The 25,406-nt window shown below is 72.8% G+C and carries 23 protein-coding genes; 7 read left to right on the plus strand and 16 right to left on the minus strand.

The window, feature by feature from the left end; genetic code table 11:
* Window positions 1–331: 331 nt before the first annotated feature.
* The 4 genes from NV263_RS10415 (at window position 332) to NV263_RS10430 (ending at window position 4,769) form a co-directional block, all read left to right on the plus strand.
* Window positions 332–1,354, plus strand: coding sequence for a glycosyltransferase (locus NV263_RS10415; RefSeq protein WP_263252566.1), 1,023 nt, complete (start codon window positions 332–334; stop codon window positions 1,352–1,354).
* On the plus strand, window positions 1,351–2,319 hold the full coding sequence (locus NV263_RS10420; RefSeq protein WP_263252568.1) for a DUF6081 family protein: 969 nt from the start codon (window positions 1,351–1,353) through the stop codon (window positions 2,317–2,319). The genes NV263_RS10415 and NV263_RS10420 overlap by 4 nt, the downstream gene beginning before the upstream one ends.
* A gap of 29 nt (window positions 2,320–2,348) precedes the next feature.
* Window positions 2,349–3,452: an acyl-CoA dehydrogenase family protein gene (locus tag NV263_RS10425; RefSeq protein ID WP_263252569.1), complete on the plus strand. Its 1,104-nt coding sequence runs from the start codon at window positions 2,349–2,351 to the stop codon at window positions 3,450–3,452.
* Between the two features lie 300 nt (window positions 3,453–3,752).
* Window positions 3,753–4,769, plus strand: coding sequence for an AfsR/SARP family transcriptional regulator (locus tag NV263_RS10430; protein ID WP_263252570.1), 1,017 nt, complete (start codon window positions 3,753–3,755; stop codon window positions 4,767–4,769).
* A gap of 74 nt (window positions 4,770–4,843) precedes the next feature.
* Here the strand turns inward: NV263_RS10430 and NV263_RS10435 are convergent, their stop codons facing one another.
* The 7 genes from NV263_RS10435 to NV263_RS10465 form a co-directional block, all read right to left on the minus strand.
* Complete coding sequence (locus NV263_RS10435; protein WP_263252572.1) at window positions 4,844–5,704, minus strand: LLM class flavin-dependent oxidoreductase; 861 nt, start codon at window positions 5,702–5,704, stop codon at window positions 4,844–4,846.
* A gap of 151 nt (window positions 5,705–5,855) precedes the next feature.
* Window positions 5,856–6,818 carry a zinc-binding dehydrogenase gene (locus tag NV263_RS10440; RefSeq protein WP_263252575.1) on the minus strand — a complete coding sequence of 321 codons (963 nt, stop codon included), beginning with the start codon at window positions 6,816–6,818 and terminating at the stop codon, window positions 5,856–5,858.
* A 163-nt stretch (window positions 6,819–6,981) separates the two neighbouring features.
* Window positions 6,982–7,722, minus strand: a complete 741-nt coding sequence (locus NV263_RS10445) for an SDR family NAD(P)-dependent oxidoreductase (protein ID WP_263252576.1) — start codon at window positions 7,720–7,722, stop codon at window positions 6,982–6,984.
* Window positions 7,723–7,755: 33 nt separating this feature from the next.
* Complete coding sequence (locus NV263_RS10450) at window positions 7,756–8,970, minus strand: nucleotide disphospho-sugar-binding domain-containing protein (RefSeq protein ID WP_263252577.1); 1,215 nt, start codon at window positions 8,968–8,970, stop codon at window positions 7,756–7,758.
* A gap of 89 nt (window positions 8,971–9,059) precedes the next feature.
* The gene (locus NV263_RS10455) at window positions 9,060–10,265 is read right to left on the minus strand and encodes a class I SAM-dependent methyltransferase (protein WP_263252578.1); all 1,206 of its coding nucleotides are present in this window, start codon (window positions 10,263–10,265) and stop codon (window positions 9,060–9,062) included.
* A gap of 107 nt (window positions 10,266–10,372) precedes the next feature.
* The gene (locus tag NV263_RS10460) at window positions 10,373–12,001 is read right to left on the minus strand and encodes an MFS transporter (protein ID WP_263252579.1); all 1,629 of its coding nucleotides are present in this window, start codon (window positions 11,999–12,001) and stop codon (window positions 10,373–10,375) included.
* Between the two features lie 134 nt (window positions 12,002–12,135).
* Complete coding sequence (locus NV263_RS10465; RefSeq protein WP_263252580.1) at window positions 12,136–12,786, minus strand: DsbA family oxidoreductase; 651 nt, start codon at window positions 12,784–12,786, stop codon at window positions 12,136–12,138.
* A 190-nt stretch (window positions 12,787–12,976) separates the two neighbouring features.
* Here NV263_RS10465 and NV263_RS10470 point away from each other — a divergent pair, with 190 nt between their 5' ends.
* Entirely contained in the window at window positions 12,977–13,594 is a 618-nt protein-coding gene (locus NV263_RS10470) for a hypothetical protein (protein WP_263252581.1), read from the plus strand.
* A gap of 47 nt (window positions 13,595–13,641) precedes the next feature.
* Here the strand turns inward: NV263_RS10470 and NV263_RS10475 are convergent, their stop codons facing one another.
* A complete protein-coding gene (locus NV263_RS10475; RefSeq protein ID WP_263252583.1) occupies window positions 13,642–14,688 on the minus strand; it encodes an LLM class flavin-dependent oxidoreductase in 1,047 nt (348 codons plus the stop codon).
* Between the two features lie 374 nt (window positions 14,689–15,062).
* Between NV263_RS10475 and NV263_RS10480 the strand changes: the two genes are divergently transcribed.
* The gene (locus NV263_RS10480; protein WP_263252585.1) at window positions 15,063–15,848 is read left to right on the plus strand and encodes an AfsR/SARP family transcriptional regulator; all 786 of its coding nucleotides are present in this window, start codon (window positions 15,063–15,065) and stop codon (window positions 15,846–15,848) included.
* An 89-nt stretch (window positions 15,849–15,937) separates the two neighbouring features.
* Here NV263_RS10480 and NV263_RS10485 read toward each other — a convergent pair whose 3' ends face one another.
* Genes NV263_RS10485 through NV263_RS10495 form a run of 3 tightly spaced genes read right to left on the minus strand, consistent with a single transcriptional unit; the run spans window position 15,938 to window position 18,875 of the window.
* Window positions 15,938–16,924 carry a Gfo/Idh/MocA family protein gene (locus tag NV263_RS10485; RefSeq protein WP_263252586.1) on the minus strand — a complete coding sequence of 329 codons (987 nt, stop codon included), beginning with the start codon at window positions 16,922–16,924 and terminating at the stop codon, window positions 15,938–15,940.
* A gap of 37 nt (window positions 16,925–16,961) precedes the next feature.
* Window positions 16,962–17,483, minus strand: a complete 522-nt coding sequence (locus NV263_RS10490) for a flavin reductase family protein (RefSeq protein WP_263252588.1) — start codon at window positions 17,481–17,483, stop codon at window positions 16,962–16,964.
* A 27-nt stretch (window positions 17,484–17,510) separates the two neighbouring features.
* Window positions 17,511–18,875, minus strand: a complete 1,365-nt coding sequence (locus NV263_RS10495) for an NDP-hexose 2,3-dehydratase family protein (RefSeq protein ID WP_263252589.1) — start codon at window positions 18,873–18,875, stop codon at window positions 17,511–17,513.
* A gap of 226 nt (window positions 18,876–19,101) precedes the next feature.
* On the opposite strand from NV263_RS10495, the gene rfbB reads away from it, so the two are divergent.
* Window positions 19,102–20,052, plus strand: a complete 951-nt coding sequence (gene rfbB, locus NV263_RS10500; RefSeq protein ID WP_263252590.1) for a dTDP-glucose 4,6-dehydratase — start codon at window positions 19,102–19,104, stop codon at window positions 20,050–20,052.
* Window positions 20,053–20,116: 64 nt separating this feature from the next.
* Here rfbB and NV263_RS10505 read toward each other — a convergent pair whose 3' ends face one another.
* The 5 genes from NV263_RS10505 to NV263_RS10525 all read right to left on the minus strand — a co-directional run bounded on the left by NV263_RS10505 (window position 20,117) and on the right by NV263_RS10525 (window position 25,397).
* On the minus strand, window positions 20,117–21,472 hold the full coding sequence (locus tag NV263_RS10505) for an acetyl-CoA carboxylase biotin carboxylase subunit (RefSeq protein WP_263252591.1): 1,356 nt from the start codon (window positions 21,470–21,472) through the stop codon (window positions 20,117–20,119).
* Between the two features lie 32 nt (window positions 21,473–21,504).
* On the minus strand, window positions 21,505–23,181 hold the full coding sequence (gene accD, locus NV263_RS10510) for an acetyl-CoA carboxylase, carboxyltransferase subunit beta (RefSeq protein WP_263252592.1): 1,677 nt from the start codon (window positions 23,179–23,181) through the stop codon (window positions 21,505–21,507).
* A 73-nt stretch (window positions 23,182–23,254) separates the two neighbouring features.
* On the minus strand, window positions 23,255–24,175 hold the full coding sequence (locus tag NV263_RS10515) for an MBL fold metallo-hydrolase (RefSeq protein ID WP_263252593.1): 921 nt from the start codon (window positions 24,173–24,175) through the stop codon (window positions 23,255–23,257).
* Window positions 24,172–25,122 carry an aromatase/cyclase gene (locus tag NV263_RS10520; protein WP_263252594.1) on the minus strand — a complete coding sequence of 317 codons (951 nt, stop codon included), beginning with the start codon at window positions 25,120–25,122 and terminating at the stop codon, window positions 24,172–24,174. Before NV263_RS10520 ends, NV263_RS10515 begins: the two co-directional genes overlap by 4 nt.
* 20 nt (window positions 25,123–25,142) lie before the next feature.
* On the minus strand, window positions 25,143–25,397 hold the full coding sequence (locus tag NV263_RS10525; protein ID WP_263252596.1) for an acyl carrier protein: 255 nt from the start codon (window positions 25,395–25,397) through the stop codon (window positions 25,143–25,145).
* Window positions 25,398–25,406: the final 9 nt, after the last annotated feature.

Raw genomic sequence — 25,406 nt, forward strand, 5'->3', positions numbered from 1 at the left:
AGACCGTCCTTTGTGGTCCAAGCGCGGTGTCCGCATTGGACGAGATGTCCCGGGTGCGGGCGAGGCAAACGCGCGCCGCCGTCGTCGTCCGGTCGCCGAGCCGGCGGCGTCGGCGGCGCGGGCCCCGCACCGGACCAGTGGCGCAGGTGGTCCGGCCGGGCTGTTCGAGATCGCCTCTAGGGAAGTTCGACCCGGGCTGCCTAGCGTTCACGGCATGCGGCTTCTGTTCATCTCCGGTGGAAGCGCCGGAGCTGTGTTCCCACTCGTACCACTGGCTCAGGCGGCTCGGAACGCGGGCCACGAAGTCCTGTTCGGCGCGACCGAGAACGTGATGCCCCTTGTCTCGGGCGCCGGTCTTCCCGGCGTGCCGTTGACGTCGAAGACCATGAAGGACTTCATGTTCGTCGACCACAACGGGAACCAGATGGGGATTCCGCCCGACCCGCACGAGCGGAACCTGTTCAACGGGCGGGGAATGGCCCGGCTGGCGATCGGCAGCCTGGAGGGCCTCATCCCGCTGGTCGAGACGTGGCGGCCGGACGTCATCGTCGGGGGCAAGCTCTCCTACGCCGCGCCGCTGGTCGCGGGCAAGTACGACCTGCCGTACGTGCGGCACGCGCTCAACCTGGGCGAACCCCCGATCATCGACCTGTCCGCGGCCGCCGAGCTGTCCCCGCTCGTCGAGCGAATGGGCCTGGTCGGCCTGCCCGACGCCGAGATGTTCGTCGACACCTGTCCGCCCAGCGTGCGGCGGTTCGACGCCGGGCCGGCGCAGTTCATGCGCTACGTCCCTTTCAACACCCAGCGACCGGTCGAGCCGTGGATGCTGAGCAAGGGGGACCGGCCGCGGCTGTTCGTCTCGGCGGGCAGCCGCGTCACCCGCGACTACGAGTTCGACACCGTGGCGCAGCTGGTGCAGAAGGTGTCCCCGATGGACGTCGAGCTGCTGCTGGCCGCGCCGGACGACATCGTGGACGCGCTCGGCCCGCTGCCGGACAACGTGCGGGCCGGCTGGCTGCCGCTGGACGTGCTGGTGCGCACCTGCGACCTGCTGGTCCACCACGCCGGGGGGAACACGATGCTCACCGGGATGGTCGCCGGGGTTCCGCAGCTGCTCATCCCGCAGATGCCCAAGCAGGTCGGTCCGGCCGAGCGGTTGGCCGAGCACGGCTCGGCGATCACCCTGCGCGGCGGCGAGGACACCGCCGAGGTCATCGCCGAGTCGGCTCGTGCGCTGCTGGAGGACGGGTCGTACCGGGAGCGGGCGGCCGCGATGAGCGAGGAGATCGCGGGACTGCCCGCTCCCGCCGACGTCGTCGGCGAGATCGAACGACGCTTTGCGGGCCGGTCGTGACCGCGGCCCCGGGCAGGACGGCGGTCCTCTTCCACGACGACTTCGGCGAGGGCCTGGTGACCGAGGGCGCCGCGGCGCGCTGGAAGCTGCGGCCCGCGGGCTCGGCCCCGGGCGGTGACGGGATCGCGCGGGGCGGCCCGGACGGTCTGGTGGTCGAGTCGGCCGGCCGGGACGAGGCGACCGGGGATCCGGCGTTCACCTTCGCCGCCACCGGTGGCGACGACCACCTGAAGTGGAACGCGATGCCCCGGCGCAGCGCGTCTTCCGGCATGCCCGGCTTCGACGCCCCGCTGCACGGCCGGCTCACCGGTGCGGCGTCGATGTCGGCGCGCGTGTTCGGGGCGGCGCGCCACCCGTTCGGCCGGGCCGTGCGCGATCCGGACACCGATCCGCGGCTGGCGGCAGCTGCGTTCATCGCCGTCGACCCGGAAACCGGGGTGGTGTGCGACTTCACGCTCACCAACGGCCGGGTGTACGCGCTGTACGAGCGGCTGCCGGGGCGGGACTCGGCCCGCTCGGCGTTCTGCTACGTGGTCCCGGTGGCCGACCGCGTGCCGGAACAGCAGCACGAGCTGGCGATCAGCTACCGCCGCAGCAGCCCGACCGTCACCTGGTGGCTGGACGGGGTGCAGGTGCTGGCGGTCGACGAGCTCGGACGTCGCGCCCTCGACGGGGAGTTCCTGGCGATCGACCACGGCGGTGTCGACGAGGACGCCGCGCCGCGGCAGTTCCTCTTCGGACTGGCCATGTTCACGCTGCTGGACGCGGCCGGACCGGACGGTCGCGGGCTGGTGCGGCTCGCGCGCGACCCCGACGCCTACGCACCCGTGCGGGCCGGTGCGGCACCGTCCTTCGTGGACGACGTGGGCGCAGTCGGATCGCGCGTGTGGGGGCAGGGGCTGCGGATGCACGTCCGGCGGTTCGACGTCGGCACCGCGGACGAACCGACCGGGAGCCGAGGATGACGAATCCGACGAGGACAGGAGCGGCTGCGGTGGACGTGCTGGAAACCGGAGAACTGGGGGAGGTGTCGCGCGCCGCCGACATCGCGGGTCGGTCCGCCGCGGACGGTGAGGTCCAGCGCAGGCTGGCGTCCGACGTGGTGGCGGCGCTCGTCGACGCCGGGTTCGCCCGCCACTTCGTGCCCACCCGGTGGGGCGGGACGGCCGGTGGTTTCGGCGATCTGCTGGAGGCGGTCGCCGTCGTCGGTGAGCGGTGCGCCTCCGCGGCCTGGGTGGCGTCGCTGAGCGCGGGCGTCTCCCGGATGGGCGGGTACCTGCCGGAGGAGGGCCAGGCGGAGCTGTGGGCCGCGGGGCCCGACACCCTGGTCGTCGGCGCGCTCATGCCGGCCGGGACCGTGCGCAGGACGAGCGGCGGCTGGCTGGTGAGCGGGAAGTGGCCGTACATCAGCGCGGTCGACCACTCGGACTGGGCGTTCGTCTGCGGCGTCGACGAGGACGGCGGTCCGGACGACACGCGCTACTTCGCGCTGCCCCGCTCGGCGTACCGCGTCGAGGAGACGTGGCGGACCGTGGGAATGCGGGGAACCGGCAGCAACACGCTGGTGGCCGACGACGTCGTGGTCCCCGAGCACCGGTCGTTCCGCCGCGGGGACGTGCTGGAGGGTGTCGGTGCGCAGTCCGCCGACGCGTGCCACCACGTGCCACTGCGGATGGTCAACGGCATGTTGTTCACCGCGCCGCTGCTCGGCGCGGTGCGGGGTGCGCTGGCGCCGGGAGCGCCGTTCGTCGGGAAGCTGGCCGGATCGCCGGCCGGGAGCCCGCCGCGGATCGCGCTGGGCCGCGCCTCCGGGGAGGTCGACGCCGCGCAGCTGCTGCTGGAGCGGATCGCGGCGACCGCGGACACGGGTGCGGCGTCGCCGTCGACGATCGCGCGTTCCGGCCGGGACTGCGCCCTGGCGGTGGAACTGCTGGTGGACGCGATCGACCGGCTGTTCCGCGCCGGGGGCACGAGCGCCCAGGCCGAGGGGAGCGCGTTGCAGCGCGCGTGGCGCGACGTGCACGCCGGGGCGAGCCACCGGGTGCTGCGGTTCGACACCGCGGCCGACGGGTACGCCCAGTCGCTCCTCGCGGAGTAACCGCTGCCGGACGTGTCCCGGGCGGGCCCGGTCCGCCCGGGAATTCGGCTGCGCGGCCACGAGCAGGGGAGGAGGACGAGGTCGGCCGATGTTCGGCGCGCCATTTCCGGTGGCGTCGGGAAATCGGTTCCGATTGCGGACAACCGCTAATCGAACATTTCCGCAATTCTGTGGCTTCCGTTGGTTCGATGCTGGCCAGCGGTGCCCTTTCGTGCGCTTCGACCAGCGCGGAACTGGTCCGCCCGCAGCGAAATCAGTGCGCTGTCAACTCATTGCTCCGGGGGCCGATCGGGTGATTAGATGGCGATCTCGTCAGAGAATCGTCTCGGTCTGATTCCGATCGGATTCCTGCCGTTCGAGGTCGTGTCCTCGTCAAACATGGGGGTTACAAGAGTGATCGTGGAGACCCTGGGTTCCTTCGACGTGCGGGTGGGGAAGTCGTCCGCCGTCCCGACAGCCAAGAAACCGCGCATGGCGCTGGCCCTGTTGCTGCTCAACGAGGGGCGCGTGGTGCCGGCCGCGTCCCTCATCGAGGAGTTGTGGGGCGAGCAGCCGCCGCGCAGCGCGATGACCACGCTGCAGACCTACGTCCTGCAGCTCCGCAAGGCGTTCGCCCGGGCGCTGAAGGTCAGCGTCACCGAGGTCGGGCAGCGCGTGCTCGTCAACCGGCACGGCGGATACGTCCTGCACCTGGACCCGGCCGAGTACGACCTGCGCGAGTTCAAACACCTGGCCGCCGCGGGCAACAGCGCCCTGCGGCGGGGCGACCTCGACGAGGCCGTCCGGTTGCTGCGCCGCGCGCTGGACCTGTGGTCGGGCCCGGCGCTGGCCGATGTGGAGCACGGGAGGCTGATCGCGGCCGAGGTCGTCGGCCTGGAGCAGTCCTGGGTGACGGCGCTGGAGACGCTGTACTGCGCGGAACTGGACCGGGGCAGGCACCGGGAGGTGCTGGGGGACCTCGCCTGCCTGGCGACCAAGCACCCGTTCCACGAGCAGCTGCACGCGTTGCACATCCTCGCGCTGTGCCGGTCCGGCCAGCGGCACTACGCGTTGGAGGCGTACCGGCGGATGCGCGCCGCCATGCAGCGCGAGCTGGGCATCGATCCGTGCCAGATGCTCCAGCGCCTCCAGCAGGCGGTGCTGGAGGGCGATCCGTGGTTGTACGGCACGACGTCGGTGCGCGCGCTGCTCAACCACTACTCGGGCGCACGGCGTTCTCCAGGCGACGGTGCCCTGGGGCGGCACGTGCCCGCCGAGGGCCCCGGGATCCCCGTGCAGGGCCGGGTGTCCGTCCAGCTCAACGGCGCGTGCTCGTAGCGGGGCGCACCGTGGGGTCCGCCGGGTCCTGGTCGCCGCGGCGACCAGGACCCGGCACGGCGCTGTCGGGACCATCAGCCCAGCCGGTCTCCCAGGGCGTCCGCCAGCCGGTCGACCTGCGCGGGATCGTCGTGCTGGCTCAGGAAGTACAGCTCGTCGCACCCCGCCCGCTGGTAGGCGTCGACCTCCTCGGCGATGCGCTGCGGTGTCGTCGCGGTCTCGGCGATCAGGGCGGCGATCATGTCCTCCCCGGCGAAGCCGTAGTAGCCGCGGGTGGTGCGGCGCATGTTCTCCTCGGCCGCCTCCCCGAGCGCGTACTTGCAGGTGGCCGCCAACACCGGTGCTCCGCTGCGGCCCCGTTCCCGCCAGCCCTCGCGCACGCGCGCCGAGAACGTCTCGAACTGCTCGATGCCCGGACCGGCCAGCCAGCCGGCGCCCCTGGTGGTGATCCGGCGCAGCGCCGGAGCCGAGGACGCGGCGAACAGCAGCGCGGGACCGCCCGGGGTGGCGGGTTTCGGGCCGACGCCGTCGTCGTCGCGCCAGCTGCGCTCCAGTTCGTCCAACAGCGCGTCCAGTTGCGCGCCGCGGGCGTGGAAGTCCAGTCCGCTGCGCTCGAAGTCGTCCGGGCGCGGCCCGGGCGACAGGGAGAGCCGCAGCCTGCCGGGACCGGCCAGGTGGTCCACCGACGCGATGGTCGAGGCGAACAGCGCGTGGTTGGCCCGCAGCGGGGCCAGCACCACGGCGTTGAGCCCGATGCGTTCGGTGGCCCCGGCCACCGCGGCGAGGGTGGCCAGCGGTTCGAAGCTCGACCAGACGAGCCGGTCGCTGGTGTAGAGGCTGGCGAAGCCCCGGGCTTCGGCCCGCCGAGCGAACTCCAGGAGGGTGGCCCCGGTGACGCCCGGTACCTGGCTGGGCAGGCCGATTCCGATCTGCAATGCGGTCTCCTCGTGTCCGTGGTGGGTGCTCAGCACCTGTCGTCGAACTCGGTTGCCGGAAGGGGCGTGGCAAGCGGCGCCAGCCGCTTCCTCCCCCGGTGGGCGGTTCCGCAACCGGCGCCGCTGCGCACGGCGGGTCGACGACAGGTGTTCAGGGCACCAGCAGCGTCTTGCCGAGCGTGGCGCGGTTTTCGATCGCGGCGTGCGCCTTCGCGGCCTCGGCGAGCGGGAAGCGCTGCCCGATGACGGGCCGCAGTCGCCCCTCGGCCGCGCGCGCCAGGGCGCTGGCGGTGAGTTCCCGCGCCTGCTCCGGGGAGACCGGAACTCCGCGGGTGATCGTGACCTCGCGCCGCGCGGCTTCCTCGTCGTCGACGTCGGGGAAGGAGCCCGCCGCGATGCCGAAGCTGAACATCCGACCGCCCGGGGCGAGCAGGTCGAACGCGGCGCGGCCGAGGGCGCCGCCCACGCCGTCGAAGACGACGTCGACACCGCCGACGGCGTCGCGGACCCGGTCGGTCCAGTCCGGTGCGCCGTAGTCGACGGTGATCTCGGCGCCGAGTTCGCGGGCCAGGTCGAGTTTGCGCGCGCCGCCGGCGGCCGCGACGACCGTGGTCGAAGCCTCGCGTGCGAGCTGCACCAGCAGGGTTCCGACCCCGCCGCCGGCGGCCTCGACGAGCACCCGTTCACCGGGGCGAGGCTCGGCCGCCCGGCACAACGCCGTCGCCGTGCGACCGTCGGCCAGCAGCGCCACCGCGTCGTCCATCGGTACGCCCTCGGGCACCTCGACCACACCGGCCGCGTCGACCGCGACGTGCTCGGCGTAGCCGCCGGAGCCGCCGGTGCCGGTGACGACCCGCTTGCCGACCAGCGCCTGATCGACACCGGGACCGGCGGAGCGGATGATCCCGCCCACCCCGTTCCCGGGGATGATCGGAAGTCCGGCCGCACCGGTGGGGGACGGGAAAGCGCCGGCGCGCACCTGGGTCTCGACGAACGTGATGTTGGCGAAGGCCACTTCGACGACGACCTGGCCCTCGCCCGCCACCGGATCCGGTGCGTCGTCGGCCACCAGCACCTCGGGCGGACCGAACTCCTTCATCCACACAGCTCGCATGATCACCAGCCTGCAACTTGAGGTGCGCTCGAAGTCAAGACCCTCTTGAACTGCGTTTTCGCGGTTCGAGGTCGTTTTCGCGGGAATACTGGGAAAGTCGGTGGGCGCGGTGGGCACTCCTCGCCGAGGGCGACCCGCGCCGCACGGGTTCGGCGACGGGTCCTCAGATCAGCAGGTGCGCCCCGCCGTCGACGAGCAGCACCTCGCCGGTGGTGTAGGTGCTGCGCAGCAGGCCGATCGTCGCGTCGGCGACGTCCGCGGGAGTGCCGACCCGCCGCAGCGGCGTGGTGGACTCGACGCGTTGCCGGATGGGGGCGAAGCCGGCCGAGCCTTCGATCCACGGGGTCGCGACCAGGCCCGGGGCGACCGCGTTGACCCGCACCTCGGGTCCCACCGCCGCAGCGAGCAGCCGGGTCATGTGCGACACGGCGGCCTTGCTCACCGCGTAGGGGATCGAGCTGCCCGCCGGTCGGGTGCCCGCCACCGAGGAGATGTTGACCACGGCGCCGTTCCCGGACTTCTTCAGGTGGGGCATCGCGGCCACCGTGGTGTGCCAGGTGCCGATGACGTTGAGGTCCAGGATCTCGTGCCAGACCTCGGAAGTCACGGCTTCCAGATCGCCGTGCGGGATGGGGCGGGTCCGCCCCGCGTTGTTGACGAGCACGTCGAGGCGACCGCGGGTGTCGACCACCCGCTGCACCAGCCCCCGGGCCTGCTCGGGGTCGGCGATGTCGGCCTGGACGTAGCAGGCGTCGTCGAGCGAGTCGGCGAGTTCCTCGCCCGCGCGCACCGAACGCGCCGAGTTCACCACCACGGCCCAGCCCTCGGCGCTCAGGCGGCGGGCGACCTCGGCGCCGATGCCGGACGACGAGCCGGTCACCAGTGCCACGTGCTTGTCGGTCATGGGGATTCTCCTCGTTGTGACTGCGGATTCGACTCAGCGGCGGGCGACGGCCGCCGCGATGCGGTCGACGATCGCCGCGGGGGCCGGCTGGGTGGCCATCTCGGCGGCGACCTCGGCGGCGGCCGCGGAGAACGCCGTCTCGTCGAGCAGGCGTCGCATCGCCGACCGGACGGTGTCGACGCGGGCGGTCGCGGGATCCAGCGCCAGTCCCACCCCGCGCTCGGCGATGCGTTCGGCGACGATCCGGTTGTCGATCTGGACGGGGAGCACGAGCTGGGGAACACCGTGGTGCAGCGGCGCCGCCGCGGTGCCGGAACCGCCGTGGTGCACGCTCAGCGAACAGGTGGGCAGCACCGCGGTCAGCGGGAGGTAGCCCACGGCGCGCACGTTGTCGGGAACGTCGCCGACTTCCGCGAGCGCGGCCTCGTCGGCGGTGACGACGGCCTCCACGTCGAGTCCGCGCACCGCCTCGACGACGACGTCGAGGATCGCGGCGCCTTCCGTGGCCGGGACCACGGTTCCGAACGTGACGCACACGCGCGGCCGCTGCGGGGGACGCCACGTCCAGTCCGGCACGGTCGCGCCGCCGTTGAAGGGCACGAACCGCATCGGCCACCACGGCACGCCGTCGCGCTCGTCGGACTCGTCGCGGCTGATGCCCCCCATGCTCGGTGCGCGCGGGTCGACGCGCGCGACGAGGTCCGGATCCCGTTGCAGCACGCCGAGTTCGGCGCGCAGCGCGCGGATGGCGTCGTCCTCGCGGAACACGGTCTGCTTCTCGCGGAAGGAGCGGTCCCGCATCGACCACGAGATCCGGTTGCCGACCTCGGCGGCGGGAACGCCGAGCGCGGCGGCGGCGAGCAGGCCGGCGGCGTGGTCGGAGGTGGACACCACCAGGTCGGCGCCGAAGGACCGGCCCGCTTCGACCGTTCCGGTCGTCATGGTGAGCGTGAACGTGCGGAAGGGGTTGGACGCCTCCAGGGCGCGGACGTGGCCGCTGCTCTCGCCGGGACGGGCGGGCGCGGGTTCCGGCCCGGCTTCGGTGCGGGCGCCGTGCAGCAGCTCGGCCCAGATGTCCCGGCCCGGTACCACGTCCACGACGGGCACACCGGCGTGCGCGGCGACGTCGGGCATGCGCGACGTGGTCGCCAGCAGGACCTCGTGACCTGCGGTGCGGGCGGCCCAGATCAGCGGGATGACGGGCAGTGTCAGGCCGTGGATCGGGCCGGTGGCGAACAGGATCCTCATGGGCGGTGCTGCCTTTCGTGGTTGGTCGGTTCGGCGGGGACCGCGCCGGTGCGGCGCCGGATCGCCGCACCGGCCGGTGGTCCGGCCGGTCAGGCGGGCTCGTCGGTGGCCGTCTGCGCGGCCACGGCCGACATCTCCGCTTCGGACAGCGGTCGGCGCGGGATCCACGATGGCAGCGACGGTTCGGCGTTGTCGGCCTTCTCCAGGAACGCGAGGTTGTGGTAGAAGTGCGCGCCGACCAGGGTGCGGGCGGCGACGTCGGGCACGTGGCCGTCGGGCAGCTCGCACTCCCGGTGGTGCAGCCCGTCCAGCAGCCGCTTGAGGAAACCCATGCTCGTCGCCGGGTCGTCCAGCCGCTCGGCGCTCCCGCCGTAGCCGGGCCAGTAGGAGGTCTGCAGGTCCTCGATCACGTACAGGCCGCCGGGCACGACGTGCGGGTAGAGCGCGTGGAAGGCGCTGATCACGTCCGCGCACCGGTGGCTGCCGTCGTCGATGACGATGTCGATCGGGCCGATCCGCTCGGCCAGCGACGTCAGGAAGTCCGGGTCGGACTGGTCGCCCTGCACGGTGTGGATGCGCCCTTCGCGCAGCGGCGACTTGTCGTAGATGTCGACCCCGAAGATCATCGCGCGGCGGAACAGGCGCTTCCAGATCCGCAGCGATCCGCCGCCCTTGGCCGGGTTGGCGTACCCGCCGATGCCCAGCTCCAGGATGGTCAGCGGCCGGTCCCGCAGCGGTTCGAAGTGGCGTGCGTAGTGCGGCGTGTAGTAGTGCAGGCCCCACTTGTCCGAACCGGTGCGCAGGGACAGCTCGGCGAGGTCGACGGGTTGCTGGGACAACCCCTGCAACAGCCGCTTGCCTGCGGTGAGCGCCAGGCGCGCGGTGTCGGAGAACGACAACGTCGGGTCGTCGAGCAGGTGCCAGCGGATCCGGGGGGCGCGGTCGCAGAGCGCGTTCGCCGGGCCGAAGACCGCGCGGACGAAGTCGACCAGGCGCCCCTCGACGGTGGCGGCCGGGTCGGCGGCCGGACCCGGAGCGTGCTCGGCGTCTCCGCCGGCCCGCACGTGCCGGTGCACCACCCGGCCGTCGTGCTCCAGGGCGATGTCGAACGCGACCGGGGTCGTGGCGAGGCCGGTGATCTCGGTGAGGTCGGCCCGCGAGACCAGCTCGTCGACGAGCACGGCTGCGGCGCGGTCGGTGCCGATCTCCGCCACCGCGGCGGTGATCCGCGCGTCGTCGCCGTCCGAGGCCAGGATCAGGTCGCGGATTTCTGCTTGCTCGGGTGGCAGGGTCACGGTGAGCTCCTCGCGCTGGTGTTGCCGGACGCGGGGAATGCTGGTGCACGTCGCTCGACCGCGGGTCGAGCCGACGTGGAAGACGACCGTGCCCGCAGGTCGGCGGGCTACCGTTCGGGCTTGCCGGTGAACACCACGAGCACGACGCCCGCGACCAGGATCGCGCCGCTGACCACGAAGACCGTGGACATGGCGTCGGCGAGGCCGGTCAGCAGCGGGGCCACCAACCGGGTGTCGGCGTGGGCCAGGAACGTCGTGTTGTCGAGGTCGACCGCGCCGCCGCGGACGACGTCGAGCAGCGGCCGGTTCGCCGGGTCGGCGACGACCCGGGGATCGTGCAACGCCGCGCGGACCGCCGGGTCGGCGGTCACGGCGCGGGTGAACGCCGCCGAGACCCGCCCACCGGCGAGTCCGAACAGGACGGACAGGAACACCGAAGCGCCCGCCGTGGCGCCGATCTCGCGGAAGAAGCTGAACGACGCGGTGGCCGCACCCAGGTGGCTGCGCGGTGCCTGGCGCTGGATGGCCGCCATCATCACCTGCCAGGCCAGGCCGATGCCGACGCCCATCGCGGCGGTGGCCGCGGCCGGGACCCACAGCGGCGTCGCGGGCGACAGCGTGCTCAGCGCGAAGGAGGCGACCGCCATGGTGGCCACCCCGACGAGCAGGTAACCCTTGAACTTCCCGGTCCTGGCGATGTGCGGTCCGCTGAACCGTCCGATGAGGACGATCCCCAGCGTCTGCGGCAGGATCATCAGGCCCGCTTGGGTGGGCGAGAGCCCGCGCACCAGTTGCAGGTACAGCGGGAGCACGCCGAGCACGCCGAACACGCCCATGCTGACGATGACGTTGACCGCGCTGCTCACCGAGAAGTCCCGGTGGCGGAACAGCAGCGGCGGCAGCAGGGCGGCGTCACCGGCCCGCCGTTCGGCGAACGCGAACAGGACCAGGCCGACGGCGCCGAGCAGGAACATCGCGAGGGTGGCGGGGGACTTCCAGCCCCACTCGCCGCCCTGCTGCGCGGCGACCAGCAGCGGCGCCAGGCACAGCACGAGTGCCGCGATGCCGGCGCGGTCCACCGGGTGCGCGGCGCGCTGCTGCCGGGCGCTCGGGTACAGCGCTGCGACCAGCAGCGCGGCGACCGCCCCGATCGGCACGTTGATCAGGAACGCCCACCGCCAGCCGGTGATCGACAGCAGGCTGCCGATCCCGGCGAACAGGCCGCCCAGCACCGGTCCCACCACCGCCGAGACACCGAACACGGCCCCGAAGTAGCTGCGGTAGCGCGCGCTCTCGGCCGGGCTGAGCAGATCGGCGAGCACCGCGAACGCCAGCGTCATCAGCCCACCGGCGCCGAGGCCCTGCACCGCGCGGAACGCGGCCAGCTGCCACATCGACTGCGCCGCGGCGCACAGCACCGACCCCAGCAGGAACAGCGACACCGAGATGACGTACATCGGTTTGCGGCCGTGCAGATCGGAGAACTTGCCGTACAGCGCGGTGGACACCACGGTGGTGACCAGGTAGGAGGTGGTCACCCACGCCTGCTGGGTGAGACCGTTGAGGTCGTCGGCGATGGTCCGCACCGCGGTGGAGATGACCGTCTGGTCCAGCGAAGCCATGAACATGCCGAAGGTGAGCCCGGTCATGATCAGCGCGATGCGGCGCCCGCCGATCGGTTCGCCGCCGGACTCCTCCGGTGCCACCCGCGCACCGGGTCTCGCCTGGTCTGCCACTCGTACCTCCGTTCCCACGTGGCGGCCTCGGCGGCCTGCCGGATCCGCGTTCCGCGACATCCTCGGAGTTCGAGCACGCTGCAAGTCAAGGACGACCCGGCTCCGTCGCGCCGGATCCGAGCACCGCGGGCGGGTCAGGCCGGCCGGACCGACTTCGTCCAGTGCTCGTCGAGCAGGGACAGCAGTTGCTCGGTCCCGGTCGCTCCGGACACCACCTCGCGCGCGCCGAAGCGGAAGGACGGCACGGCGGTGACGCCGACCTGCCGCGCCTGCTCGACGTCCGCGCGGACCCGGTCGGCGTAGTCGTCACCGGTGAGCACGGCGTGCGCGCGGTCCGGGTCGATGCCGGACCGGACCGCGATCTCCCGCAGGACCGCGGTGTCGGAGAGGTCGAGCGCGTCGCGGTGGTAGGCCGCGAACAGCCGCTCCGCGACGTCCTCGGTCACACCGGCGTCCTCGGCCAGGTGCAGCAGCCGGTGCGCGTCGAAGGTGCTGGTCGGCCGGACCTCCTCCGGGCGCAGCCGCAGTCCGGCGGCCTCGCCGAGCGCGCGGATGCGGGCGAACACGGCGTCGACCCGGGCTGCGTCGAGTCCCCAGTCGGTCACCATGATCTCGCCCAGCTTGCGGCCCTGACCGGCGGGCAGGCCGGGCCGGAGTTCGAACGAGCGCCACCGGGTCCGGACCTGGTCGGCGTGCGGGAAGCGGGCCAGCGCCGCGTGCCAGTCGGCCCTGCCGAGGTAGCACCACGGGCACGCCACGTCCGACCAGATCTCCACCGTCAACATCGGATCCCCTCGTCACCTTCCCCTGGTTCCGCCACCTCGACGTCGGCCGCCGCGCGCCGGTTCCGGCCCGGTCGAGGGACTTTCGAGCGCCGCTGGAGGGCGTGCCGGAAGTCTAGTCGTGCGGCCGGGTTCCGTGGCCGTCCGCGCGGAAATGTCCCGATCGATCGCCACCTGCCAGGAGGAAAGTCGAGTGAGAAGCACACGAGTGGCCCAGTCCGCCGTCATCGCCGCGGTCGTGGCGGCCACCGGAGTACCGCTGGCCGCGTCGCCCGCGTACGCCGCGCCGATGACCGTGCCGTACCTGTGCTCGCGGGACGTCAACGGTTCCCCGGTGATCCTGCACTACCAGCGGGGGTACGACGTGACCGCTCCGGCGTCGGTCGAGCCGGGGGAGAAGTTCACCGTGACCTTCGACAACGAGCCGATCAACCCGCTGACCAACTTCAACACCGAGGTGTGGGACGTGGCGGTGTCGTTCGAGCTCCCGGCGAACGCGCGCTACGTCGGCCACACCCTGACCGGCGGGTCGAACCTGGGGAATTCCCGGCAGAGCGTCGAGGTCCGGGGCAACCGGATCACGTTGCACGCCACGGGTCCGTTCAAGGCGGGTGAGGACCACGACCTGCCGAACCTCAACGTCGAGCTGGTGGCCCCGGAGCGCGGAGAACTGGTGACCGCTCCGGCCGGGACCAGCGCCGAGGACCCCGGGTTCCGCTGGACCGCGCAGAACCCGGACACCCACGAGGTGTTCGACCTGCCGTGCTACCCGGAGAAGCCGGCCGAGCTGTCCAAGACGGTCGTGGGCTGACCGGCAGGGGGCCGGGGACGCGCGCCCCCGGCCCCCGTCGTGCTCGCTCACCGCGCGGCGGTCCGCTGTCCGTCGAGTCGCCGCAGCGCTTCGGCGCAGCTGCGCAGGATGCGCAACCGGCCGGCGAGGTCGGTCGCGGCGGCCGAGACCATGATGCTCACCGCGGTCGCGCCGGCGTCGGCGTAGCCGGCCAGGCGGCGGGCGATGCGGTCGGGAGGACCGATCAGCGACGTGCTGTCGATCAGCTCGAACGGCACCGCGCGCGCAGCGGCCGGGCGGTCGTCGGCGGCGAGGTGGTCGTGGATGCGCTCGACGGCGTCGCCGAAACCGAGCCGCCTGGCCAGGGCGCAGTGGATGTTCGTCTCCCGGTCGCCGATGCCCAGCAGGTAGGCGTACTGCCCGCGCAGCTGGTCCGCCGCGGTGGCGGGATCGTCGTCGACGGCCGCCGGGACGCAGGGGATCGCGGCGAAGCCGTCGAGGGACCGCCCGCGCTTCGCGCGTCCGGCGGCGAGGTGGTCCCGCGCCTCGGTGACCGACTCGGGGGTGTTGAACACCCCGAGCCAGCCGTCCGCGATCTCGCCGGTCAGGCGCAGGTTCGCCGGGCCCACCGCTGCCAGGTAGATCGGCAGGTCCGGCCGGTGCCCTTCGGTGTAGAGGTGCAGCGGCGCGCCCGTCCGGTCGCCGATCGGCAACCGGAAGTGCCTGCCGCGGTAGGTCACCGGTTCGCCGCGCAGCGCGGCGCGCACGATGTCGAGGTATTCCCGGGTGCGCGCCAGGGGTTCGGCGAAGGGGACGCCGTACCAGCCTTCGGAGACGTCCGGGTTGGACACCCCCAGGCCGAGCCGGAAACGCCCGCCGGAGAGCACGTCCAGCGACGCCGCGGTCAGCGCGGTGGTGGCCGGTGGTCGCGCCGGGATCTGCATGACGCACGAGCCGAGCGCGATGCGCTCGGTGGCGGCGGCCACGGCGCCGAGCACGCTCGCCGCTTCGGAGCGGTATCCCTCCGGGGCCAGGGCGAGTTCGTAGCCCAGGTCCTCCGCGCAGGCGGCCAGCGCGGTGGCGTGGCGGAGTTCGAGGTTGACGGCGAGTTTCATGGAACCAGCCCTGCCTTCTGCGCGGCGAGCGCGGTCGCGACGGTCGGTGGTGCGGTGGTGGGCCCGCGCCGCCATGGTCTGAGCGGCCGGTACAGGATCGGCAGAGGCGGGATCGAACCGGGCCGCGCGGTCGCCCGGCTCCGGTGTGAGGAAGCGTCCGCGCCTGTTGGTCCGAACGGGCCATGCCCGGGGCGGAGGTCGTCGGTAGGTTCGTCCGTGACTGGGGTGGCTTTCGAGGGCGTGCGCCGCCGGCTCCGCGGGAGTCGGCGGCCTCGTCGACGTCGAACGGTGCGGAGCCGGGGACGTGGGCGGGCGCGCCACTGGGGCTCGTGGGCGACCGCAGTGCACGTACCACTTCGTTCCTGGGGGAACAGATGGAAAATCGTCCGCGCGGCGCAGCATCGGCCCGGTTCAGCGTGCTCGGCCCGCTCGGGATGCAGTGCGACGGCGAGGACCGCACGCCGAGCGCACCGAAGGTGCGGCAGATCCTGGCGCTGCTGGTGCTGCGCGCCAACCAGGTCGTGAGCACCGACGCGCTGCTGCAAGAGCTGTGGGGCGACGAGCCGCCGTCGACGGCGCTGGCGACCCTGCACACCTACATCTACCACCTGCGCAGACTCCTCCGGCGCAACGGGTTGTCGGCCGACGGGGCCGACGTGGTGATCACCCGCGCGCCCGGCTACCTGCTCAAGGTCGAGCCCCACCAGGTCGACCTGACGCGCTTCCGCGAGCTGTGCCTGTCGGGCCGCGAGCACCTGGACGCGGGTAGGCACACCGAGGCGGTGGCCGACCTGGAGTCGGCGCTGGGCCTGTGGACCGCGCAACCGCTGGTCAACATCAACCTGGGGCCCCGGTTGTCGGCGCACGTGGCCGAGTTGGAGGAGAACTGGCTGTGCGCGGTGAAGCTGCACGTGGAAGCGCGGATGCGCCGCGGCCTGCACCACGAGGTGATCGGCGAGCTGCGCTCGCTGACCGCGCAGTACCCGCTGGACGAGTGGCTGCACGCGCAGCTCATCCGGGCGCTGGACCTGAGCGGCCGGCGCGGTGACGCGCTGCGGGCCTACCAGGGCTTGCGCGCCGCCCTGACCCGGGACCTGGGGCTCGACCCGTCACCGGAAGTGCAGCGGCTGCACCAGCAGGTGCTGGCGGCGGGGGCCTGACCCGTCGGTCGTCGAACTCGTCGTGCGTGGCGGTGCCCGTTGCCGGCATGCTCACCGGACGGGCAACCTCTTCCGGGTTCGCCAACGGCTCAGGCGGGTTCGTCCGGCCCCGCCGCCCGCCGGGCGGCGGCGATCAGACGGGCCTGGGCGAGGGTGTGCTGCGGGTCGTGCTCGTCCGCGCCGCGCACGGCCCGCAGGAACGCCGCGATGCTGTTGGTGCACTGGTCGTCGGCCGCCAGCGTGATCCGCTCCTCGTGGTCCTGGCGGTGGACGCGCACGACGGGGCGGTGCGAGGCCGGTGGGGTGAAGGCGTGGTCGACGGTGATCCTGCCTTCCGCGCCCCACAACTCGTACCGCGACGCGTACCCGTGCTCCATGCCGAAGGTGAGCTGGGCGACGACCCCGTCGCCGCGGCGGAGCAGGACCGCACCGCCGACGTCGACACCGGTCGCGGTGTCGTGCCGCAGCGCGGCACCGGCGACGTGCAGGTCGGTGCCGAGGAAGTGCAGCGCCGCCCTGGTCGGATAACCGCCCACGTCGAACAGCGCACCGCCGCCGAGTTCCGGCCGGTAGCGGATGTCGTCGGCGGGTCGGGGTGGGATGGCGAAAGCGGCGGAGAACGCCCGGAGCCGCCCGATGGCGCCTCGATCGAGCAGGCCCCGGACGTGCTCGTGCTGGCCGTGGTGGACGAACATGAAGTTCTCCACCAGCGCCAGGCCGCGGGAGCGGGCCAGGTCGACCAGTGCGGCGGTGTCCGAAGGGGACGTCGTCAGCGGCTTCTCGGCGAGCACGTGCTTGCCGGCCCGCAGCGCCCGGTCGATCCACTCCGCGTGCAGTCCGGTGGGCAGCGGGACGTAGACGGCGTCGACGTCGTCCCGGTCGAGGACGCGTTGGTAGCCCTGCACCGGGGCGGCGCCGAACCGGTCGGCGAGCTGTTCGGCCTTGCCCCGGGAGCGGCTGCCCACCGCGGCCACCCGGATGCCGGGTGTGGCGGCCACCGCGGGCAGCACCCGCCGCGCCGCGATGTCGGCGCAGCCCAGGACGCCGAGCCTGATCGGTGTGCTGTCGGGTCGCATCCGTTCTCCTCCGGGTGCGCGGTGGCGGGTGTGCTGGTCAGGAGGTTTTCAGGGTGGTGAACGTGCGGTCGCCGTAGACGAGCCGGTCGCCCTCGGCGCCGTCGACCGCGCGCACGGCCCCGACGAGTATCAGGTGGTCGCCCGCCGGGTGGCGGCCGTGGACCCGGCACTCCACCGCGACCCGGGCTCCCTCGACGACGGGAAGTCCGCCCGGGGTGCGGGCGAACCGCCCGTGCGCGAACTTGTCCGCGCTCTTGCTGGCGAAGGTGCGGGCGAGCGGGACGTGTTCGGGCCCGAGAACGCTGACCGCGAACCGCTCGCACGTCGCGAACGCCGGGTAGCAGTTGCTGGTGAGCCCGACGCACACCGCGATCAGCGGGGGTTCCAGCGAGACCGAAACCAGGGAACTGGCGGTGAATCCGCGCGGCGCGCCGTCCGCGTCGAGGGTGGTCGTGATGGTGACCGCGGCGGGCACCCGGGCCATCGCGGCGCGGAACCGCGCGGCGTCGACGGTGCCCGGAGCCGTGGTGGGTCCGGTGGGAGCGGCGGGTTCGGTCAACGGCTTCCTCCTCGGAGTGCGTGGGTTTCACCGGGCGCTGACGGGGACGTCCTCGGCGCGGGCGGGGCGCCGCGGCGACGTCTCGGCGGTCGCGGCGTTGATGCAGGCGAGCAGGCAGCGCGCGGCGACGTTGACGTGGTTGCCGTAGCGCACGAAGTGCCCGAGCTGGTCGGGCGTCATCCACGCGAAGTCGTCGGGGACGTCGGTGGGGAAGTCCTCGCCGACGTCGACGAGGGCGTAGCGGTTCTCCGCCTGGAAGAACCGGCCGCCCTCCTCGGAGTGGACGCGGTCGAGCAGCACCGCGTCGGCGGGTGCGGCGAGGACGTCGTCGAGGTACCGGGGGCGCTGTTCGGCGGGCACGTCCCGGTAGTTCGACGGGATGCAGCTCACGGTCGGCGACATCTCGACGACGTCCGCGGTGCCCGCCTCGGTCCGGGCGTGCACGAGGAGGTGCCGGACGCCGTGGATCCGCTTGCTCAGGAACGCGATCAGCCCGCGGTCGCGCGGGGCGACCATCGGTTGCGACCAGCTGGCGACCTCGCGGTTGCTGGCCCGCACGTCGACGCCCACCACGGAGAAGAACTTGCCCTGCTCGTGGTGGACGCCGTCCGGGGACAGCAGCCAGCCCGTCGTGCGGTTCAGCGGGATCGGCCTGCGGTCCAGGCGGTAGCGGGACTTGGCTTCGGCGAACCAGCTCAGCAGCTCGTCGAGCCGGTGCAGCGCACCGGGGTCGGGGTCGGCGGCCACCGGTGGGCGGAGCAGGTTGGGCAGCCCCGACATCACGGTGCGCGCGTCCATGTTGACCAGGTTGTCGATCTGCAGCAGCTCGCCGAGTTGTGCGACGCTCAGCCAGCAGAAGTCCTCGTGGACACCGACGTCCTCGGTCACCTCGACGATCATGTTGCGGTTGCGCTTGGCGAGGAACCAGGCGCCCTGTTCGGATTGCAGCGCGTCGAAGACGACCCGGCCGCGTCGCGGGGCGACGAAGTGCTCCAGGTAGGGCACGGACGCGCCGCGGTGCACGCGGGTGTAGTTGCTGCGGGTCGCCTGCACGGTCGGTGCCAGTTGCAGCAGGTTGATGTTGCCCGGCTCCATCTTGGCCTGCATCAGGCAGTGCGGCACACCGCCGAACTCCTTCACCAGGATCCCGAGGATCCCGGTCTCCGGTTGCCGGATGATGGGCTGGCACCAGGACCCGATCTCGCGGTGGTCCGTGGTGACTTCCAGCCCTTCGACGGAGAAGAACCGCCCGCTGTGGTGCGCCAGGTTCCCGGTCTCGGGGTCGAGGCGCCAGCCGTCCAGCCGGTCCAGCGGCACCGGCGACACCCGGTAGGTGTTGGCCAGTCGGCGTTCGGCGAACCAGTCGTGGAACGCCGATGTTGTCCGGAACACGGTACCTCCCAAGCCTGTGCGCGCCGCTGCGGCCGGTCGAGGCCGCTCGATCGCTTCGCGTCCGCAGGATCGACCACGGCGATCGAGCAGCGGCCTGTCCTCCGCTAGAGGATCGGTGGACGCGCGGGGCCTGGGCCGCGGCGACCCGGATTCGACCCGCGCTCCAGCGGGTCCGGGCACGCTCGCGGCGCCCGGCGGTGCGGATCCGCCGGCGTGGAGGTGGCTGATGAGGGTGTTCGTGACGGGTGGAGCCGGTTTCATCGGCTCGAACTACGTCCGCAGGGTGCTGTCCGGCGCGTACCCGGGCTACGAGGACGCGGAGGTGACCGTCTTCGACAAGTTCACCTACGCGGGCGATTCGCGGAACCTGCCCTCGGACCACCCGCGGTTGCGGGTGGTGCGCGGGGACATCTGCGACGGGCCGGCGCTGGTGGACGCGCTGCGCGGGCACGACCGCGTGCTGCACTTCGCCGCGGAGTCCCATGTGGACAGATCGTTGTCGGGTGCGGCCGAGTTCATGCGCACCAACGTGCTCGGCACCCAGACGGTGCTCGACGCGTGCCTGGACGCCGGAGTGGGCACCGTGGTGCACGTGTCCACCGACGAGGTCTACGGCTCGATCGACGAGGGTTCGTGGTCCGAGAGCGAGCCGCTGCTGCCGAATTCGCCCTACGCCGCGTCCAAGGCGGGCAGCGACCTCGTCGCCCGCTCGTACTGGCGCTCGCACGGGCTGGACGTGCGGATCACCCGGTGCAGCAACAACTACGGCCCGTACCAGCACGTCGAGAAGCTCATCCCGTTGTTCATCACGAGGCTGCTCAGCGGCGGGCAGGTTCCGCTGTACGGCGACGGCGGCAACACCCGGGAGTGGTTACACGTGGACGACCACTGCCGGGCCCTGCAACTGGTGCTGACCAAGGGCAGCGCGGGCGAGATCTACAACATCGGTGGCGGGGTGGAGCGGACCAACCTGGAGATCACCGCCCTGCTGCTGGAGTTGTGCGGAGCCGGTTGGGAGTCGGTGCGCAGGGTGGCCGACCGCAAGGCGCACGACCGGCGCTACTCGGTGGACGACAGCAAGATCCGGGACGAACTCGGCTACGCGCCGCGGTGCCGGTTCGAGGACGAGTTGGCGGCGCTGGTCGAGTGGTACCGCGCCCACCCGGAGCGCTGGTGACCGCCGAACGCCGGTGCCCACCAGCACGCCGTCCGCGGCGTGCTGGTGGGCGCGCGACGACCGGTCATTCGTCCACTGCGGAAAGTGCCAGCTCCTCGGCGAACCGCGTGGTGTGCTCCGCCACGCGGAACCGCTTGTCGTCGATCAGCCGCCGGAGGAAGTCGCTCGTGGTGCGCACGCCGTCGCCCTCGATGCGGAACTCCTCGATCGAGCGGCGCATGCGCGCGATGGCCTCGTCCCGGTCCGCGCCCCACACCACGAGCTTGGCCAGCAGGGAGTCGTAGTGCGGCGGGATCCGGTAGCCCGTGCAGGCGTGGGTGTCCACCCGCACGAACGGGCCGCCCGGCGGTACGAACGCGGTCAGCGTGCCCGGCGCGGGCCGGAAGTCGGCCGCCGGGTCCTCGGCGTTGATGCGGCACTCGATCGCCACGCCCCGGGGCCGCACGTCCTCCTGGCGCAGCCCGAGCGGTTCACCGCGCGCGATGCGGATCTGCTCGCGCACCAGGTCGATCCCGGTGACCATCTCGGTCACCGGGTGCTCCACCTGGATCCGGCAGTTGACCTCCATGAAGTAGAACGCGTCGTCCTGCACCAGGAACTCGAAGGTGCCCGCTCCGACGTAACCGGTGGCCCTGGCGCCGGCGACCGCCGCCTGCCGGAGGTCGGCCACCAGGCGCTCGGGCAGCCCGGGTGCCGGTGTCTCCTCGACGAGCTTCTGGTGCCGCCGCTGCGCCGTGCAGTCCCGCTCGCCGAGGTGCAGCACGTCGCCGTGCCCGTCGGCGAGGACCTGGACCTCCACGTGCCGCGCTCGTTCCAGGTACTTCTCCAGGTAGATCCGGCCGTCGCCGAACAGCGCCTGCGCCGCGGCCTGGGTGCGCCGGTGCGCGGCCGCGAACTCCGACGGGTCGCGCACCACCGCCATGCCGCGTCCGCCGCCGCCGGCCGCGGCCTTGAGGATCACCGGGAAGCCGATCTCCTCGGCCAGTTCCCGAGCGCTCGCGGCGTCCAGCGGTTCGACGCTGCCCGGCAGCAGCGGCAGACCCGCGGAGACCATCGCCGCCCGCGCCGAGGTCTTGTCGCCGAGCCGGGCCATCACGGCGGCCGGTGGGCCGATCAGCGCGATGCCGGTCTGCTCGCACGCGTCGGCGAAGTGCGGGTCCTCGGACAGGAAGCCGTAGCCGGGGTGGATCGCTGCGGCGCCGCTGCGGACCGCGGCTTCGAGCACCGCGGCGGCGTTGAGGTAGCTGCGGGACGCCGGCGCGGGACCGATCTGCACCGACTCGTCGGCGAACCGCACCGCGGCCGAGTCGCGGTCCTGCGTCGAGTGCACGGCGACCGTGCGAATGCCCATCTCCCGGCAGGTGCGGGCGATGCGCAGCGCGATCTCGCCCCGGTTGGCGATGAGTACCTTCTCCAGCAACGCGCTCGTTCCTTCCCGTGTCGTCGGCGCCGTCACCGGGCACCGAGTGCCCGGAAGCGCCGGTGCCTGTCAGCCGGAAACGCCTCCGGCGGTCGTTCGACGAGCTCGCCGAGGTGGTGGCGGATGGCCGCCCCGAGCCGGTCGGCGGCCAGGGCGGGATCCGCTCCGGTCCCGCCCGGCGGCTCGGGGATCACCGCTTCGACGATCCCGTGCCGCAGCAGGTCGCGGGCGGTCAGACCCAGCGCGGCAGCAGCCTCGGCCGCGGCTTCGGGGGCGTTCCACAGGATCGCGGCGCACCCCTCGGGGCTGATGACCGAGTAGGTCGCGCCGGAGAACATCAGCACCCGGTCGGCCACGGCCAGCGCGAGCGCGCCGCCGCTGCCGCCCTCGCCGATCACCGCCGTCACCACCGGCACCCGCAGCGCGGCCATCAGCCGGAGGTTCTCGGCGATGGCGAACGCCTGCCCCTGCTCCTCGGCGGCCGCGCCCGGGTAGGCGCCGGGGGTGTCCACCAGGGCCACGACCGGCAGTCCGAGCTTGTCGGCCAGCCGCATCAGGCGCGCGGCCTTGCGGTACCCGGCCGGTGCGGGCATGCCGAAGTTGCGGTCGCGCAGCTCGGCCGGGTCGTGCCCCTTCTGCTGGCCGATCGCGATGACCGGTCGCCCGTCGAGCCAGGCCGTTCCCGCCACCACCGACGGGCAGTCGCCGGACAGGCGATCTCCGCGCAGTTCCTGGAAGTCCTCGAAGATCTGCGCGAAGTAGTCCAGCGCGGTGGGCCGGTCCAGGTCGCGGGCGCCGCGGACCTGGTCCCACGGGGCGGGTTCGGGCAGCAGGTCGGGGTCGCCGACGCCGGGGTCGCCGCTGCGCAACGGCGGGCGCCGGGACTCGTCGGCCGCGGCCGCGCCGACCGCGAGCAGCTTGCCCAGTGCGCGGCGCAGCCCGGACCGCGGCACCACCAGGTCGACGAAACCGCGCTCGGCCAGGAACTCGGCGGTCTGGAAGCCCGGCGGGAGCTGCTGCCGGATGGTCTGCTCGATGACCCGTCGGCCGGCGAAGCCCATGCGCGCCCCCGGTTCGGCCACCACCACGTCGGTGGCCGCGGCGAACGACGCCGCGACACCGCCGTAGGTGGGGTCGGTGATCAGGCTGGCGGTGAGGATCCCGGCCGCGTTGAGCTGTTCCAGCGCGATGCTCGTGCGGGCCATCTGCATCAGCGACAGCGCGCCCTCCTGCATCCGCGCGCCACCGGACGCGGTGACCAGCAGCAGCGGAACCCGTTCGGCGAGCGCGGTTTCGGCGGCAGCGGTGATCCGCTCACCGACCGCGGAGCCCAGACTTCCGCCCATGAAGCCGAAATCCATCACCGCGGCGATGGCCGGGGTGCCGAGCACCCGGATGCGGGCGCACAGCACCGCCTCGTCCAGGCCGGTCCGGTCGCGAGCCTCGGCGAGGCGTTCGGGGTAGGGGCGGGTGTCGACGAACCCGAGCGGGTCGTCCGGCAGCGGTGCCGAGTCGAGCAGTTCGAGGTGCCCCGGGTCGGACAGCTGTTCCAGGCGTTGCCACGCGGTCAGCCGGTCGTGGTGACCGCACTCGGCGCAGACCCGGAGCAGTTCCGCCCACCGCTTGCCGTAGTACGGCGTCGCGCAGCTCGGGCAGAGCACCCAGGTGGCCGGTTCGGTGCGCCGCGGTGAGGTGCGGGTGCGGCTCATGATCCCTCCGTGCTGGTGGGGTCCGGACGCCGTCGCGTCCGGTGTGGACGGTGGCCGGTGGTCGAAAACCGCGTCAGGCCAGGCACTCCGGCAGCGTCCCGCCGTTGTACTCGACCATCTCGCCGAAGATCCGCACCACGTCCAGCGGCCTGCCGAGTTCGCCGCCCTCCAGTTCGGCGTAGGCGCGGTGCAGGTTGCCCACCAGGCGTTCCGGGTCGAGCCACTCGGAGTAGGGGCCGAGATCGGTCCTGCCGGCCAGTTCCAGCGGCGGAATCCCGGCGGCGAAGCCCTCGGCGGCGATCTGCTGCAACCAGCGCAGGTAGGCGTCGGTCTGGTCGATCACCTCGGGTCCGCTGACCTCGCCGTGCCCGACGACGACGGTGCGGGCGCCGAGCGCGCGCAGTCGCCGCAGGGCGCGCAGGCTGCCCGCGATCGAGCCCATGAGGTTGAACGGCGTGCACCCGTTGAGCAGCACGTCGCCGGCGAACAGGACGCGTTCGGCGGGCAGCCACACCACGACGTCGTTGGTGGTGTGGGCCGGACCGACGTGCAGCAGCTCGACCAGGCGGTCGTCGACGTGCAGGGACAACCGGTCGCGGAAGGTGACGGTGGGCAGCGTCACCCGGACGTCGCCCCACTCCACGTCCGGCCACAGCTGCGTCAGGCCCAGCCCGGTCTCGGCCATCTCGGTGCGCGCCTTCTCGTGCGCGATGATGGCCGCCGACGGGGCGAAGACGTGGTTGCCGAAGACGTGATCGCCGTGGTGGTGGGTGTTGACCACGGTGTGGTGGCCTTCCGTGCCGAGGCCGTCGACCGCCTCCCGCAGCAGGGCCACCCGGCGCTCGGTGGCCGCGGTGTCCACCACGACGACGCCGTGGCGGCCCGCGATCAGCCCGGAGTTGTTCAGGCACCAGCCGCCGTGCGGCTGGGTGTGCACGTGGACGCCGTCGGCGATCTCGGTGAGCCGCGGCCGCGCGGCCGTGCCGCTGCTCATGCCCCGCTCCGCTGCTGGGCGAAGGCCCCGGCCCGGCGCAGCGTGGTCGCGCTGTTGGCGCTCAGCGCCGCGCGCACGTGCTCCCGGGCGTCGGCGAGCGTGCTCCCGCTGCCCAGCACGTCCCGCACCGCCGAGGGGTCGAGCGAGACGGTGTGCCGCGAGCGCAGCGTCGCCGAGTCGCCGTCCTGGCTGAACGTCCACAGACCGCTGTGCCCGGCCAGCAGCTCGGGCAGCACGACCTGCTTGTAGGCGATCCACGACGGCTCCGCGCAGATCCGGTGGGAGCGGGTGCGGTGCGCCGACCCGTCCGCGGTGGCGGTGTCCATCTCCAGGTCCTGGACGCCGGGCTCGGGTTCGGTCAGCGAGACCCGCCGCACGTGCGGCAGGCGTTGCGGCCACCGGTCCGCGCGGTCCACGAATTCGTAGGCGGCGCTCGCGCTGCCGCGCACGGACACGGTGTCCTCGAAGGAGAACACGACGTCGGAGATCAGCGGGGCGCGCTCGGCCACCGCGCGCAGCGCGGCCAGCTCGGCATCGCTGTTGCGGTCGACGGCCCGGTTCACCCACTCCACGGTCTCCGCGTCGTCGGAGGTGGTGCTGAAGTGGTGCAGCAGGACGACTTCGGTGCGGTCGTCGGACACCGGCCGCAGCCGCCACTCGCCGCCCATCGACGCGATCGGGGCTTGGCTGACCTCCTGCTCGAAGCGCACGCTGCGCGCCTCGGGGTCGAGCTCGCGGCGCGAGGTCCAGGACTTCACCGCGCCGTTGAGCACCGCCCAGATCCGGAAGCGCTCCGCGCGCTCGCCGCGTTCGAGGTGCTGGACGTGCACGGTGGGGCCGAACACGGCCGGCCAGCGCGTCACGTCGGCCACCAGGTCGTACAGCTGCGCCGCGGAGGCGGTGACGAGGCAGCGGTGCTCGGTCTCGTGCAGTCGTGTTGTCGTCATCGGTGGCTGCTCCCTGCCCATCAAGCCTTCTCGACGAGCGCGTGGTTGACGATGTCCAGCATGTCCCGGGGCGTGCGCAGCTCGGTCAGCTCGTCCTCGGGGATGGTGATGCCGTACTCCTGCTTGATCCGGGCGCCGGTCTCGATCAGGGCGAGCGAGTCGTAGCCGAGGTCGTCGAAGGCCGTGTCGAGCACGTCGGATCCGGGGTGCTCCTCGGCTTCGGCGCCGGAGCACTCGGCGAGGATGCGGCGGAGTTCGTCCAGGGTCAGCTGCATGTCGGGATC

Origin of the sequence: Saccharopolyspora rosea (assembly GCF_025643595.1) — a bacterium.
GTDB classification, from domain to species: Bacteria; Actinomycetota; Actinomycetes; order Mycobacteriales; family Pseudonocardiaceae; genus Saccharopolyspora; species Saccharopolyspora rosea.